The organism is Mucilaginibacter sp. dw_454, from assembly GCF_018449775.1.
In the GTDB taxonomy this organism is placed as follows: Bacteria; Bacteroidota; Bacteroidia; order Sphingobacteriales; family Sphingobacteriaceae; genus Mucilaginibacter.
Genome location: NZ_JAAVVB010000003.1, coordinates 78,131 through 92,422 on the forward strand (window position 1 = coordinate 78,131; position 14,292 = coordinate 92,422).

Sequence of the window (14,292 nt, forward strand, 5' to 3'; positions counted from 1 at the left end):
CTGAGTTGGGTTTCATTTTCTACCATTTTAATTTACTTTTGATGGTATGACCTCTATGAAAGCCCGCTTTTGTTATTGTACCATCATTTTAGCTTTATTGTGCAACAAAACCATTGCACAACAAAGTAATTATATTCAAATACTAGGCCAACAAAATAAGTGGGTTGATTCGGTGTATAACAAGCTGAGTCGCAGGCAAAAAATTGCCCAATTATTCTTTGTGCGTGCCCATACTAACCTTAGCAAGGCTTATGAAGACTCGGTAGCTAACGTTATTGAAACAGAACAAATTGGTGGTGTAGTCTTCTTTCAGGGAGGACCCGGCAGGCAAGCTAATCTCATCAATCGTTACCAGCGTTTGGCGAAGGTGCCGTTACTGATAGCCCAGGATGGAGAGTGGGGATTGGGAATGCGTCTGGATTCGACACTTTCATACCCCTATCAGATGACTTTAGGCGCTATACAGGATAACAACCTGATCTATAAAATGGGCCAGCAGGTAGCGTATGATTTTAAGCGCCTGGGTATGCAAATGAATTTTGCCCCGGATATGGATGTCAACAACAACCCTGATAACCCGGTGATTAATTACCGCAGCTTTGGCGACAACAAATACAACGTAGCCAAAAAAGGCATCGCCTATTTTAAAGGTATGCAGGATGCCGGTTTGTTAACCACAGCCAAGCACTTTCCGGGGCACGGCGATACTAATGTCGACTCGCACCTGGACTTACCTTTGCTGCCCTTTACCCGCCAGCGGTTAGATTCATTAGAAGAATATCCGTTCCGCGAAGCTATTGCCGCAGGCATAGGCGGAATTATGATTGCGCACATGAGTATCCCTGCTTTAGATAGTGTTAAAAATCGCCCCTCAACCTTGTCGCGCAAAATTGTGACAGGTATATTGAAAGACTCGCTCCGTTTTAAAGGCCTGGTGGTTTCTGATGCGATGGAAATGAAAGCGGTTACCAAATATTATCCTGATGGTGAAGCTGAGCTACAGGCATTTTTAGCGGGAAATGACATTATTGAGCTCTCTTTGAATTTAGATAAAGCCATCCTGAAAATAAAACGAGCAGTACGCAAAGGCCTGATCAGCGATGCCGAGTTTGAGGCTAAGGTTAAAAAGGTATTGGTTGCTAAATATTGGGCTGGCCTTAACAACCGTAAAGATGTAAATGCAACTGGGGTACTTGCCGATATAAACCGCGAACCCGCCCGCCAATTAATACAAGATTTGAGCGATGCGGCGGTAACTATGGTAAAAAGTACGCCTGAAGGGGTCAGGATCAATCCACTGACAAAAACAGCCATAATAAGCATTGGGGTTGATAAGTATACGTTGTTTCAGCAGGAGCTTGCGCGCTGGTCGTCAAACTGCCATTTGTTTATGGTAAATAAGAGCACGCCGGTAGCAACACTCAACAAAATACTGGAAATGCTGAAAGATTACAACCAGGTATATGTAAGTATTAACGACACCCGCGCACGCCCTGCCAGCAAGCTTGATTACAGCAATGGCGTAAAAGAGTTTATTGCCGCGGTATCCTCCCAAAACAATACCGTTACCAGCGTTTTTGCTAATGCCTATACCATGGCCGGCTTGCCGGGTATTGAGAAAAGTGCGGGCTTGTTGGTATGTTACCAAATGAGCGATGAACTGCAGCGTTCTGCCGTTAAGGTTATAACGGGTCAGTTGAAACCTACCGGTAAATTGCCGGTTAGCGTTAACGTTTTCTTTCCTAACGGGGCGGGTGTAGGGCTGTAAACAACACCATTCTTTTTCTGCGGATGGATGATCACCTCGTGTATTTGTATTCATCTTTATACGGTTGGGTGTTAGCAGATGCCCCGATCCTTTATTATCTTTACTCAACATGATATCGTTAAATCAAAATAAATACAATCAAAAATTTCAGGAAGCACTTGCCGGGCTAAACCCCGAGCAATTAGCTGCCGTCAATAAAATGGATGGCCCGGTGCTGGTTATTGCGGGGCCGGGCACGGGTAAAACGCAGATACTGGCGGCCCGTATTGGTAAAATATTAACGGATACCGATGCTTTGCCTGGCGAGATACTCTGCTTGACTTATACAGATGCAGGTGCCGTGGCCATGCGTAAGCGTTTGTTTGAATTTATTGGTCCGGATGCTTACCGGATCCATATTTACACCTTCCATGCCTTTTGTAATGAGGTGATACAGGAAAACCTGGAGTACTTCGGCAAATTGAATCTAGAACCATTGTCTGACCTGGAGTCGGCTATGCTGTTTAGGGAACTGGTGGACGACATGCCAAACGACCACTTACTAAAGCGCTTTACAGGCGACATTTATTACGATGTACCTAGATTGAAAGGCCTGTTCTCTACCATGAAACGTGAGAACTGGAACGAGGAGTTTATTGAAAACGCTATTAATGAATATTTAGAAGATATCCCCAATCGCGAAGAGTTTATTTATAAACGTGCCAACGCCGTCAAGGGCATCGCCGTAGGCGACCCTAAACAAAAAGACATTGACGCCCAACATGATGTCATGAAAAAGCTGTTGGCTGCCGTTGCCGAATATAGTAGGTATGATGCCAAAATGAAGGCCCACGGCCGCTATGATTATGACGACATGATTATTTGGGTGCTGAAGGCCTTCCGCGAGAATGAAGAGATATTGCGCCGTTACCAGGAGCGCTATCATTATATTTTGGTAGATGAGTTTCAGGATACCAGCGGATCGCAAAATGAGCTGTTGAAGTTTCTACTGAACTACTGGGAAACGCCAAACGTGTTTGTAGTGGGCGATGATGACCAGTCGATCTTCAAATTTCAGGGTGCCAATATGAAAAACATCCTGGACTTTGCCAACGATTACGTCAGCACCCTTTCAACAGTGGTTTTGAAACATAACTATCGCTCAAATCAGCATATTCTGGATATATCGAGAGTGCTTATCGACCATAATAATGAACGCCTAACCAAGCAGTTGCAACTCGACAAAAGCTTAAAGTCATCCCATCCAAGATTTGATGAATTGACGGTACAGCCAGTCATCCGCGAATACGAAAACCCCGATCAGGAGATGGTGGATGTTGCCCATGGTATTAAGCACCTAATTGATAGCGGTACTGAACCCGGCGAGATAGCCGTGATTTACCGTAACCACAGCCAGGTTGAAGATCTGATCCACTTCCTGAATGTACAAAAGATAGCCGTGAACACCCGCCGTAAGATAGATGTACTGACGATGCCGTTTGGCGAGAAGATCATTAACATACTGCGCTACCTGGCCATGGAGCTGGATTCGCCATATAGCGGCGACGAGTTGCTATTTGAGATCCTGCATTACGACTTCTTTAACATAGCCCCGATAGAGATTGCCAAGGCCAGCATCGCGGTAGCCAAAGAAAACTTTGTGACGGCTGCCAATAACGCACCCAAAACTTCATTGCGCCGGTATATCTATGAGATACGATTACCGGCTCAACGTGGCTTGTTTGACGCTGCGCCGAATACCGAAATGAAGTACCTGCTCAATAACATCGACGAGCTTTTAAGCAGTGCGGTGAGCGTCACCTTGCAGCAGCTATTTCAGCAGGTTATCAGTAAGATGGGCATATTGCGATACATCATGCAGCAGCCGGATAAAGGCACTTTTATGCAAATGCTCACCAATTTCTTCGACTTTTTGAAGGACGAGAGTCGTAAGAACCCAGAGATTACACTCGCCGGTTTGCTGCAGATCATCGACACCATGAAAGAGCACAATATCCGTCTTGATTTGAACCAGGTGATCTTTTCGGATAATGGTGTGAACTTCTTTACGGCGCATGGTTCCAAAGGGCAGGAGTTTGAGCACGTATATTTCATCGGTTGCGATAAAAAGACCTGGGATGCCAAGGGCCGGAATACGGGCTTTAGTTACCCCGACACACTTACACAGGCTGCTAATGACGATATCGCTCAAAAAGAGGAGTCGCGCAGGTTGTTTTATGTTGCGCTAACGCGAGCTAAGCAGTGTTTGAACATATCATATGCCGGTAAGGACAAGAAAGGTAAAGATCAGGAATCATCGCAATTTATAGGCGAGATCCTGGCCCAGACCGATATGGTAGTTGAGCATCCGAAAATAAGCGAGACAGCCATGATGGAGTTTTACGTTACCCAGTTTAGCGAGGACGATAAACCGAAGGTCGAACTGCTGGATACCAATTACATTAACCAACTGCTGCAAAACTATACGCTGTCAGTTACGCACTTGAGCAACTTCCTGGATTGCCCGCTGCGCTTCTACTTCCAGTGTTTGATCCGGGTGCCATCGGGTAAGAGTCCGTCGGCTACATTTGGACAGGCGGTGCACTGGGCACTTAATAAAGCTTTCAGGTGGTTGAAGGATGACGACGACAACTTCCCGGGTACCGAGCAGTTTATGAAGGAGTTCAAGTGGTACATGTACCGCAACCGCGACTCGTTCACTAAAGAAGACTTTAAACTAAAGGTAGATTACGGCGATAAGATCCTGCCCGCATACTACGAGCAAAATGTTGGTCTTTGGAACAAAGTGGCTGTTACAGAACGCAGCATCAAGAACATCGAGATCAAGGGTATCCCGATTAAGGGTAACCTGGATAAGATTGAGTTTGAAGGTAAACATGCCACTATTGTAGATTACAAAACGGGTAAGCTCAAGAATGCGACCGATAAGCTCAAACGCCCAAGCGAAGGCAATGCAGACGGCGGCGACTACTGGCGCCAGGCGGTATTCTATAAGATCTTGATAGATAATGATCGCACTAACGACTGGGAGGCAACCACAACCATATTCGACTTCGTAGAACCAGTAAGTGAAGGCGAGTATCATAAGGAGAAGATCGTTATCAGTCCGGAGGATATAGAGATAGTGACCGGACAGATAGAGACGGTATACAGTAAGATCATGGCGCACGACTTTAACACAGGTTGCGGCAAGAAAGAATGCGACTGGTGTCACTTCGTCCGCAGTAACTTTAAGCAGGTGGATGATATGCTGGCCATTGCCAGTGATGAGGACGGGGAATAATACGTATGGCTACGACGTAGAGACACAATATTTTGTGTCTCTTGACTTCATGCTTGTAATTTGGCTATAACTAACTGATCATACCGGAGACGCAAAATATTGCGTCTCTACGATAACCGCTATATGAAACACATCAAACTCTTCATCTTATTACTCATTGCCGCACCGGCAATGGCGCAAACCACCATTAAACAAGACCCTGCCATCAAGCAAATGATTGATGACGTATCCTCCAAAAACATCGAAGCCATTGTACGCAAGCTGGTGAGCTTTAAGAGCCGTAATACGCTGAGCGATACGACAAGCAAAACCGATGGTATTGGTGCGGCTCGCAACTGGATCAAGAGCGAGATGGAGCGTTATGCCGCTGCCTCGAACGGACGTATGAGGGTAGAGTTTGACTCGTTTACCCAGCCTGCCGGTGGCCGGTATAATAAGCCTACTGTGTTGAAGAACGTACTGGCTATATTGAAAGGCACCGACCCTACCGACACCCGGGTATATGTGGTTTCAGGCCATTATGACTCAAGGGTTACTGATGTGATGAACGCCAACGCTGTTGAACCCGGTGCGGTGGATGATGCTTCGGGTACAGCCGTGTCTATGGAGATATGTAGGGTGATGGCGCAGCGCGCGTTTCCGGCTACGATCATCTTCATGTCGGTACCCGGCGAGGAACAGGGTTTGAATGGCTCCGCGCATGTGGCCAAACGCGCTAAGGATGAACACTGGAACGTTGATGCTATGCTCAACAACGACATCGTTGGGAACACTCACGGTCAGGACAATGATTTGAAGGATAACACCCACGTACGTGTATTCAGCGAAGGTATCCCATCTATCGATGCGGTTTTGAAAGGCGATACTACCCGTAAGGTGGCAGCTGCTATCAGCGCCTTGATTGGTAATGGTGGCGAGAACGACAGCCCATCGCGCCAATTGGCAAGATATACTAAAGAGACAGCCGAACGCTATGTTGATCAGCTGGATGTGAAGCTGGTTTACCGTCGCGACCGCTTTTTGAGGGGTGGCGACCAAACCTCGTTCCAGTTACAGGGCTTTACTGCTGTGCGCTTTACCGAGATGAACGAGGATTTTACCCATCAGCACCAGGACCTGCGTACCGAAAAGGGCGTAGTATACGGCGATTTGCCCGAATTTGAAGATTTCAACTATATCCAGAAGGTGGCCCGCATGAACCTGTCAGTACTGGCTAACCTGGCTTCGGCACCTGCATCGCCGGTTAATGTGGGCGTGACTACGACCGAGCTGACCAACAACACTACTTTGAAATGGGAAGATCCAAAAGTAGGCAAGAAGCCTGCGGGTTATTACATATTGATGCGGGAAACGACCAGCCCGGTATGGGAGCGGAAGACCTTTGTAACCGGTAACCAGGTAACGCTGGACTACTCGAAAGATAACTACTTCTTTGCGGTGCAATCGGTAGATGCAGAAGGGCATGAAAGCTTGCCGATTTACCCTAAACCCGTGAGATAATGCGGTGTGTTTTGTTTCACGTGTGTATGCAACAGATGAAACAAGTGAAACATTATTTTGGATCAACTATTTGTTAATCAATCTATTGTAAAAATAGCGTGAAACAAAATGAAACACTATTTATGACTTTTAAGTCTTTTTTTGTTTCATTCCACAAACCTGGTTTTTCTCCGCCACGTCATCGTGAGCGATAGCGTGACGATCTCTATGCGAGCGATCCGGAGATCGTCACGCTCGTTCCTCGCTCACGATGACGAACGTTTTAAAAGCGATAAAAAACATTTAAACCGCTTAAAAAGCATTTAAATTTACTTAACACTCTTCTTCTGCACAATAAAGAATCCCGCCACAAACACTACCGCAAAAACGGCCAGGCTTACAAAAACATCCTGGGTAAAAATGTCTATCACAATTCTATCGGGCGGTAATCCCTTACGGTGCGGGATCATGCTTTTCAAGGCTAACATAGGGTGCGCATAGGGGATCAGGTAGGCGTAGGTCCACTCAGAACCTACGGATATCACCCCAATGATAAATAATACAAAGCCAATACCCATCGGCTTTAAAAAGTCTGACCAAAGCAGGCTCAGCAAAAACTGTATGGATAGTATGCCCAGGGCGGCTAAGAATAGTTTAAAATAGATCTGCAATAGCATCCACTCGGCGTGGTAGTCGCCAAATTTTAGCTTGGGTTGCAGCAGCCCCAGTAAATCGCCAAAGCCTATCGTAAATATGGCAAACAGCAATAAAGTCATAAACAGTAATAACAAGGCATAAACAAACTTAGCCGAGTAAACCGACCATTTGGCTATGGGCAAACTGAACAATGTTTTCCAGGTATCGGCTTTATGCTCAATGCTATTTACTGAGTAGGCCAAAAATATCACAAATATCGGCAGCAATAAACCACCCATAATGTTTAACACCAAACCGGCAAAAAATAGCCACAACACCATGGGCGGGTTATGTGCAAACTTATCTGCGTGCAGATAAAAGCCAATCGATACAAAAAGAATCAGAATAAGCGGCAATAATATGGCCGACCAAAAACCCAATGTTTTGCGGCTCTTGTAAAACTCTGATTGCAGGGATAAAAAGAAGCCTTTCATTATGCCGATTTTTGGGTAATGTCTAAAAATAATTTCTCCAGGTCTTTTTGCACCTTATGGATGCTGTAAACTTTATACCCGGCATGGTTAAGCAGGGCGTTGATTTGGCCTGTTTTTTCTTTGGACTGGTAAATCACCGAAAGGCTGTCGTCTTTAACGTCAACAACCGTAAAGCTATTTTTGGTAAGCAGGTTAGCAGCATCGACAGCATTGTCGGTTTCAACAAGCACCTGCGGCTGGCTGATGGAATCCAGGTCTTTTATATCGCCCTGAAATAATAGTTTACCATTGTGGATAATGCCAACGTGCGTAGCCATGCGCTCAATTTCGCCCAATAAATGGCTGGATATAAAAACGGTTTTGCCGTGGTTGGTCACCAGGTTTTTCAATAACTCGCGAATCTCGATAATGCCATTGGGGTCAAGCCCGTTGGTTGGTTCGTCCAGGATTAGCAGTTTTGGGTCAGACAATAAAGCGAGCGCAATGCCCAAACGTTGCTTCATCCCCAAAGAATATTTGCCGGCTTTTTTTTCGGCTGCGCCGGATAAACGAACCAGCGTCAGCATTTCGTCGACGCGTTTCTCATTTACCTGCAGCAAAATGGCCCGGTTCATCAGGTTTTCGCGGCCGGTTAGATGGGCGTAAATGGCGGGCTGCTCTATCAGAGAACCTACCTGCGATAAGATTTCTTTGCGGTTGGCCTTAAAATCAAGACCGAATAGTTGGATGCTGCCTTCCTGCGTTTGCAGCAGGTTAAGCAGTAGCTTAATGGTAGTGGTTTTCCCGGCGCCGTTAGGGCCAAGAAAACCATATATACTTCCTTGCGGAACTTGTAGTGAGAGTGAGTTGACAACCGTTTGGCTGCCAAAGTTAAAGCTTAGCCCTTCGGTTTGGATTACCATACGTTAATCTTACCGACAGAGCAAACTGTTTTTACCAGCTTAACTCCTTTTACAAACAATGAAGTTGCATGAACCGCAGATGCAGTCATGTTTTCGGCTTCATGCTTTTTTTGTTCAAACTGGTAGCTAACGCCCATAATTAATGCAAACATTACCGGAGCAAGTAACAGAATAAATGGATTGGTATTTGTAAACAGCTTTTTCATTGTGAGTGATTTTTTTTGATGAAACAAAGAAATATCTTTTTTATCGCTCACTAAAAACATTTATACCAACCCCCTCAAATTATAGATGAACGCCCATTTATCGAGATTACCCGTTCGTCGAAGTTTATCGCCAGTTCATCGATGAAAGGTGTACCTCTATCTAAATAATATAGTGCAGTAATTCAAAATATTAAATTTGATGCAATGAAAAAAAGTTGGCAAATTTTCTGGCATGTATTTGTATGGGTATGTATTATAACCTTTTTCCTGGTTATCATACAAAGCAGCCATGTAATGCCGGTGAAGAGTATGGTGGTAAACATTGTACTGTTTGGTGCTATTAACATCAGTATTTTTTACCTCAACTACCTGATTTTCATTCCGCAGTTTTTAAATAAGAAACGTTTCAGCGTTTACATAGCGGCCGTTGTAATTACCATTGTTGTGTATGGCTTGGCTAAGTATGGCGTAGGTTCGGTTTTTAAAGAAGAAGTGCTGATGCATACTAAAGGGCCCAACAGCATCAAAACCGCGCCATTGGGTTTTTGGCCGTTTTTTTTGAGTACGCTGTTTACCAGTACCATATTTGTACTGCTGAGTATTTTATTAAAATTTAGTGTCGATTGGTTTCTGAATGAGCGAATACAGCGCGACCTGGAAAACCAACGCCTGACAGCCGAACTGGCCTTCCTGAAATCGCAGATCAATCCGCACTTTTTGTTTAACTCGCTAAACAGCATTTATTCGTTGGCCTATCAGCAGTCAGAGAATACGCCGGGGGCCATCCTCAAGCTGTCAGAAATTATGCGGTATATGCTGTATGAGTGTAATGATAACAAAGTCGACCTATCCAAAGAGCTGCAATACCTGCAAAATTATATCGACCTGCAAAAAATCCGCTTTGGCAATAAAGCTTATATAGATTTTAAGGTAGACGGGCAGGTTGCCGATCAGAAGATAGTGCCACTGCTGCTCATCGCTTTTATTGAAAACGCCTTCAAACATGGCATTGCCAATGATGCAACAGTACCTATTACGTTGTTTATAAACGTAAATCAGCAGCATCTGCAGTTTTATATCCAGAATAAAAAGCACACCAATAACCGCGACGCCATAGGTGGTATAGGTTTGAGTAATGTTAAACGCAGGCTGGATCTGCTATATCCCGGAAAGTATAATTTAGATATCCGCGACGAAATTGATACCTACACTTGCGAATTATCCTTAGTTTTATAGCCATGATACGATGCCTGATAGTTGACGACGAGCCATTGGCCCTGCACATACTGGAGGATTATATCTCCAAAATACCTTTTATGGAGCTGGTAAAATCAACCACCAACCCTATCGAAGCCTTGACCATGGTACAGGATGGCAACATAGACCTGGTATTTTTGGATGTACAGATGCCCGAATTAACCGGCATTCAGTTTCTGCGTATAGCCAACGGTAAAACTAAAGTGATACTGACTACCGCCTATCCGCAATATGCTTTAGAGGGATATGAGCTGGACGTGGTTGATTACCTGTTAAAACCCATAGCTTTTGATCGTTTTTTTAAAGCGGCACAAAAAGCGCAGGGCATCATTCACCCATCAAAGGCTACCGCTACAGAGCAACCCGCACCAGCACAACAGCCGCAAAACGACTTCGCCAGCGATTTTATTTTTGTAAAAAGCGAGCATAAAATACAAAAGGTATACCTGCACCAGATCCTGTTTATTGAGGGACTGAAAGACTATATCTCCATCTTTACTACTACCGAGCGCATTATCACTCTGCAAAACATGAAAAAGATGGAGGATACCCTGCCATCGCAGCATTTTGTGCGGGTGCATAAATCATACATCGTGGCGCTTAATAAGATCGACAGTATTGAACGCAGCCGCATTCGCATTGGCGATAAGATCATCCCGGTAGGAGACACCTATCGAGACGATTTCTTTAAAATTATTGATGGGAAGAATGTTTAGGTCCCTCGGCTCCAATTATCAATTTGTCATTGCGCGGCCGGAACGACAAAGCAATCGCAAGGATGCAACATTCGCGATTGCCACGCTACGCTCGCAATGACAATAAAGTGTCTATTGCAAAGAGCGTTGTCATGCCCCGCCCTTGTTGGTGTTATCACCAACGAGTATCTGTGTGCACTGATTGCGGGATTTAAGCCCGACCCATGTTGTTGGTGATAACACCAACAACGGCGAAGGGGATACCTATCGCGACGATTTCTTTAAGATTATTGACGGGAAGAACGTTTAGCCCCCAGCCAAAAAAGGGGGGGGTAATTAGCGAATGCTTTTAATCAAAACCTAAAAAAATGCGTCATTGCGCGGCCACTACGCAATCTCTACAACAAACAGTCAGTAGGATAAATCTCATTGGCGGAAGCCGCACGGCCACTTCGGACATTGATTAGCAAGTGTAGAGATTGCGTAGTGGCCGCGCAATGACGTGGCAGGATTTTATCGCCCTATATCTTCACTGCCGTCACCGTATAACCCTTTAATCTCAACTGCTTAATCAAACCATACTGCCCAATTAAGTGCCCGACGCCTACGGCGATGAAGGTAGGCTGAGCATTCATAATGGCAGGTAATTGTGCTATCCAGTTTAGGTTGCGGTTTTTTAACAGCTTTTCGGTTTGTTCCGGGGTCATTTCCTCATCGTTGTCCAGCATTTTACCCAGCGCGTCCAAATCCTGATGGCGGTACAGCTCATACATTTTCAATGATTCTGATCTTAGCTGGTCCCTCTTTTTTACGGTCGATAAGAGTTGCTTTTTCTGCTCGGCCATTGGTTCGTTCAGCAACATTTCTGCTTGTTGCTGCAAAGTTTCCAGTCCAATTATTTTTTCGTTGCGACGTTTGCCCTCCTGCTGAAAGTACATGTCAATGCCCGGGTTTGCGGGGCCGGTTGTATTAGGCGCTGACAACGCTGAAAGCATAGTAGCAACAGCCGCCGGCTTAAAATGATTTAAGCCTTCTGCACCGACATGGATGATCTGCTTGATGGCGGTATCTATTTGTTGATATTCGGCGGGCGTAAATATTTTATCCAAAGTAAGGCTATCTGGAGCCATCATATAAGGCACCAGCTTCATTGCCATGGTAGAGTCCATGATCATTTCTCCAACCACTGCGTTGCAGGTGTTAAAGCGGGTTCTGATCTCGGGTAGGCTATCTACCAAATTTTTGCCTACTAAGTGATAAGTGCCAAAAAGGTATGAAGGTGTTTTAAGTCCGTTGCCACTGATTTGCCACAGTAAGCTGTTTTTTTGAGCGTAAGTATTGGTAAGCGGTAGTAGAAAAGCTATAGCCAGGATGATCTTTTTCATGCGAAACGGTTTGTTAACAACGACAAGGTAATATTTTAGCCCGGGATTTTATTTTATCGGTATTCATAAGTCCTTATGACCAGTTTTCCCCAATACGTCATTGTGAGCGAGGTACGAGCGTGACAATCTCTATACAACTTGCTATTAAGTGGTCAAATATGAATGTGTCACTCCTAAACTTATCGCTTTTAAAGAGATCATTACGCTAGTACCTCGCTCATGATGACGTGCGTGTAATGCAGAGATTGCGACGTGGTGGTTGGTTGCCTCGCATAAGGCACCAGGACGACAAAAGCGTTTAAGCTTGGTGCAATGCTTTCTTGATGCGACTCTCGGCTTCTTTAACCCGTTCTTCGATGGTACCGAAGTCGGTTTCTATGGGTTCCAGAACTTCCCAGGTCATTTTAGTAAAGGTATTCAAAGGGTATGCGCCGTACCTCACCATTTCCCACGAGCCGTCTATGGCAATAGGCACAATGAGCGCTTCAGGACATTTTTTTAAGATAATGGCTATGCCGCCAGCCTGGAAATCTCTCACCTTGCCGTCTTTAGAGCGGGTGCCTTCCGGAAATATCACTGCCGACCAGTTGTTTTCTTTCATCCGGGTACCTAGCTTACCCATTTCCATGAGCGATTGACGCGGATCTTTACGATCAATATTAGCCCCACCGCCTACTTTTAAGTTGTAGGAGATGGAAGGGATGCCTTTAGTCAGCTCAATTTTTGAGACAAACTTAGCGTGGTATTTACGCAGGTGATAAATAAGCGGCGGTATATCCAGTAAACTTTGGTGGTTAGCCAAAAATATGATCGGCCTACTCGCAGGCAGTTTTTGTTTATTGGTAAAGGTTACGGTATTGCCCAGTAAATAAATGGTCCTAAACAAGCACAAATTTAAAACGTCGACCACCTTTTTATGTGCGCTGTAGCCAAACCATTTGTAAGCCACCCATTGTATGGGCTGAAAAATTACCAGTACCAATAAAAAGGCAATAATGGCAATTGGCGATAAAATGAAGCCCAGGAGTTTTCTCATGCGGTAAAATAAATCGCCCCGAAATTAAAAATAATTTAGCAATTACAGGATTATGCGATTTTCCATCAGCAGCAGCTTTACCTTCAAGATTGCCGTTACGGTAACTGAATCGGTAATCTCGCCGTCGCAAACCATGCGGTACACATCGTCGAAAGGCAGTCTTTTTACGGTTAGCTGCTCGGTGTCTTCGGGTTCGGCTTCATGCTGTGTTAATCCTGTCGCAGTATAGATCAGGCAAAACTCGTCGGTTACTGAGTTGCTGAGGTGCATGGTTTGTATCGCGGTCCAGTTAGCGGCTACCAGGCCGGTCTCTTCCAGTAATTCGCGTTTAGCGGCGTCAAGCGGGTCCTCATTTAATGGTCCGCCACCTTCGGGAATCTCCCAGCAGTATTGGCTCAGTGTGAATCGGTATTGGCCAACCAGGTAAGTATTCAAATCAGCATCAAGCGGGACAATGCCTATGGCCCGGTTTTTAAAATGCACCTTGCCATAAATGCCCGGATTGCCTGATGGGTTGATTACCTGGTACTCGGTTAGGTTGATCCAGGGGTTATCATAAACCTGTTGTTCGGATTTTATTTTCCAGGGATTTTCTTCGGGATGCTGCATGAATATTAATTATTTTGAAGCAGGCAACACCTCGCGGATAACGCCTTCTTTAACCATTTTCTTTTCGGCTATGCCGTAATACGGGTTTTTGATGATCTGACTGTTGCTTAACCAATAGGCATCTTTGCTTTGGCTGTATTGCCGGTAAAGGGTAACCGGCGATAACTTTGAGTCCTTCAGTAAACCATACATAGCGTTTGAGAGGGCCGAGAATTGCCTGCGCTGCTCTTCGATAGATGTGGTTTCGCCCATAGCGCGGCTGGTGCTTTGCAGGCGGCTCAGGTAGTTAAACCACGCCTCGTGCTGCTGGTTGGTCATGTCTTTATCCGGTACGCTATTAAAATCAAAAACCAATTTTCCGGCTTTGTTTTGCGCCAGCGATACGTTACCGGCCAGTAAAGCATTTTTAACATCCAGGTAATCTTTCACTACCAGGTTAAGGGCAAAGTCAAGTCCGCGTTGCTGGGCTTTAACCGGGTTTAAATATAGGGTAATCAGCGTTAAAGCTAAAGCAAGTTTAAGTAGTTTCATACGTGTTAATT

General features: G+C 45.1%; 12 protein-coding genes. 5 read left to right on the forward strand and 7 right to left on the reverse strand.

All coding sequences use genetic code 11. The features are described 5' to 3' along the window. Window positions 1-46: 46 nt before the first annotated feature. The 3 genes from HB679_RS10790 (at window position 47) to HB679_RS10800 (ending at window position 6,551) form a co-directional block, all read left to right on the forward strand. Entirely contained in the window at window positions 47-1,768 is a 1,722-nt protein-coding gene (locus HB679_RS10790; RefSeq protein WP_255547584.1) for a glycoside hydrolase family 3 N-terminal domain-containing protein, read from the forward strand. 109 nt (window positions 1,769-1,877) lie between these two features. Further along, window positions 1,878-5,051 (forward strand): ATP-dependent DNA helicase, encoded by a 3,174-nt coding sequence (locus HB679_RS10795; RefSeq protein WP_214071992.1) that lies wholly within the window; start codon window positions 1,878-1,880, stop codon window positions 5,049-5,051. 123 nt (window positions 5,052-5,174) lie between these two features. Beyond that, entirely contained in the window at window positions 5,175-6,551 is a 1,377-nt protein-coding gene (locus tag HB679_RS10800) for a M20/M25/M40 family metallo-hydrolase (RefSeq protein WP_214071993.1), read from the forward strand. A 308-nt stretch (window positions 6,552-6,859) separates the two neighbouring features. Here the strand turns inward: HB679_RS10800 and HB679_RS10805 are convergent, their stop codons facing one another. Genes HB679_RS10805 through HB679_RS10815 form a run of 3 tightly spaced genes read right to left on the reverse strand, consistent with a single transcriptional unit; the run spans window position 6,860 to window position 8,768 of the window. Next, window positions 6,860-7,660: an ABC transporter permease gene (locus HB679_RS10805; RefSeq protein ID WP_218625310.1), complete on the reverse strand. Its 801-nt coding sequence runs from the start codon at window positions 7,658-7,660 to the stop codon at window positions 6,860-6,862. Further along, complete coding sequence (locus HB679_RS10810) at window positions 7,660-8,562, reverse strand: ATP-binding cassette domain-containing protein (RefSeq protein WP_214071994.1); 903 nt, start codon at window positions 8,560-8,562, stop codon at window positions 7,660-7,662. Before HB679_RS10810 ends, HB679_RS10805 begins: the two co-directional genes overlap by 1 nt. Further along, on the reverse strand, window positions 8,556-8,768 hold the full coding sequence (locus tag HB679_RS10815; protein WP_214071995.1) for a hypothetical protein: 213 nt from the start codon (window positions 8,766-8,768) through the stop codon (window positions 8,556-8,558). Before HB679_RS10815 ends, HB679_RS10810 begins: the two co-directional genes overlap by 7 nt. A 204-nt stretch (window positions 8,769-8,972) precedes the next feature. Between HB679_RS10815 and HB679_RS10820 the strand changes: the two genes are divergently transcribed. Both HB679_RS10820 and HB679_RS10825 read left to right on the forward strand, forming a co-directional pair. Further along, complete coding sequence (locus HB679_RS10820; RefSeq protein WP_214071996.1) at window positions 8,973-10,004, forward strand: sensor histidine kinase; 1,032 nt, start codon at window positions 8,973-8,975, stop codon at window positions 10,002-10,004. Between the two features lie 2 nt (window positions 10,005-10,006). Beyond that, window positions 10,007-10,741: a LytTR family DNA-binding domain-containing protein gene (locus tag HB679_RS10825; protein ID WP_214071997.1), complete on the forward strand. Its 735-nt coding sequence runs from the start codon at window positions 10,007-10,009 to the stop codon at window positions 10,739-10,741. A 500-nt stretch (window positions 10,742-11,241) separates the two neighbouring features. Here HB679_RS10825 and HB679_RS10830 read toward each other — a convergent pair whose 3' ends face one another. The 4 genes from HB679_RS10830 to HB679_RS10845 all read right to left on the reverse strand — a co-directional run bounded on the left by HB679_RS10830 (window position 11,242) and on the right by HB679_RS10845 (window position 14,281). Further along, entirely contained in the window at window positions 11,242-12,105 is an 864-nt protein-coding gene (locus HB679_RS10830; protein ID WP_214071998.1) for a TraB/GumN family protein, read from the reverse strand. Window positions 12,106-12,403: 298 nt separating this feature from the next. After that, window positions 12,404-13,141: a lysophospholipid acyltransferase family protein gene (locus HB679_RS10835; protein ID WP_214071999.1), complete on the reverse strand. Its 738-nt coding sequence runs from the start codon at window positions 13,139-13,141 to the stop codon at window positions 12,404-12,406. A gap of 42 nt (window positions 13,142-13,183) precedes the next feature. After that, the gene (locus tag HB679_RS10840; RefSeq protein WP_214072000.1) at window positions 13,184-13,750 is read right to left on the reverse strand and encodes an NUDIX hydrolase; all 567 of its coding nucleotides are present in this window, start codon (window positions 13,748-13,750) and stop codon (window positions 13,184-13,186) included. Window positions 13,751-13,759: 9 nt separating this feature from the next. After that, window positions 13,760-14,281: a DUF3347 domain-containing protein gene (locus tag HB679_RS10845; RefSeq protein ID WP_214072001.1), complete on the reverse strand. Its 522-nt coding sequence runs from the start codon at window positions 14,279-14,281 to the stop codon at window positions 13,760-13,762. Window positions 14,282-14,292 lie beyond the last annotated feature (11 nt).

Bases quoted from the DNA above. Each gene is read 5' to 3' on its own strand.
- HB679_RS10790 (WP_255547584.1), top strand. From the start codon at position 47: ATGACCTCTATGAAAGCCCGCTTTTGTTATTGTACCATCATTTTAGCT.
- HB679_RS10795 (WP_214071992.1), top strand. From the start codon at position 1,878: ATGATATCGTTAAATCAAAATAAATACAATCAAAAATTTCAGGAAGCA.
- HB679_RS10800 (WP_214071993.1), top strand. From the start codon at position 5,175: ATGAAACACATCAAACTCTTCATCTTATTACTCATTGCCGCACCGGCA.
- HB679_RS10805 (WP_218625310.1), bottom strand. From the start codon at position 7,660: ATGAAAGGCTTCTTTTTATCCCTGCAATCAGAGTTTTACAAGAGCCGC.
- HB679_RS10810 (WP_214071994.1), bottom strand. From the start codon at position 8,562: ATGGTAATCCAAACCGAAGGGCTAAGCTTTAACTTTGGCAGCCAAACG.
- HB679_RS10815 (WP_214071995.1), bottom strand. From the start codon at position 8,768: ATGAAAAAGCTGTTTACAAATACCAATCCATTTATTCTGTTACTTGCT.
- HB679_RS10820 (WP_214071996.1), top strand. From the start codon at position 8,973: ATGAAAAAAAGTTGGCAAATTTTCTGGCATGTATTTGTATGGGTATGT.
- HB679_RS10825 (WP_214071997.1), top strand. From the start codon at position 10,007: ATGATACGATGCCTGATAGTTGACGACGAGCCATTGGCCCTGCACATA.
- HB679_RS10830 (WP_214071998.1), bottom strand. From the start codon at position 12,105: ATGAAAAAGATCATCCTGGCTATAGCTTTTCTACTACCGCTTACCAAT.
- HB679_RS10835 (WP_214071999.1), bottom strand. From the start codon at position 13,141: ATGAGAAAACTCCTGGGCTTCATTTTATCGCCAATTGCCATTATTGCC.
- HB679_RS10840 (WP_214072000.1), bottom strand. From the start codon at position 13,750: ATGCAGCATCCCGAAGAAAATCCCTGGAAAATAAAATCCGAACAACAG.
- HB679_RS10845 (WP_214072001.1), bottom strand. From the start codon at position 14,281: ATGAAACTACTTAAACTTGCTTTAGCTTTAACGCTGATTACCCTATAT.